This window comes from Virgibacillus sp. GM2-2 (assembly GCF_055329585.1).
This window is the reverse complement of sequence record NZ_JBUZWC010000100.1, coordinates 1-262: the sequence shown is the minus strand read 5'-3', so window position 1 is coordinate 262 and position 262 is coordinate 1. Positions and strand designations below refer to the sequence as shown.

Here is a 262-nt window from a genome sequence, read left to right as displayed (position 1 = left end):
AACCAGGCCGGGCGGGTCCCGGACGAATATCTGAAGCGCGCCATCGCCGAGTACGAGCAGATCACCGCCAAAGAGCCCAAGGATGCCGAAAGCTGGGTCATGCTGGGACGCCTGTACGGCTTCTCCAATAAGCCCACCGAGGCCGAGAAGGCCTACGACTCGGCGCTGCAGGCCGAGCCCGACAACGAAGACACGCTCACCGGTCTGGCGCAGATGTATGCGCAGTTGGGCGATAACCAGCGCGCCATCGAAAAGCTGAAAG

The 262-nt window shown here is 62.6% G+C and carries 1 protein-coding gene; it reads left to right on the top strand.

Translation table 11 applies throughout. The features are described 5' to 3' along the window. Positions 1-262 (top strand): tetratricopeptide repeat protein (locus ACY9Z2_RS19125; protein ID WP_463611263.1); only part of this gene is annotated, 262 nt, incomplete at both ends.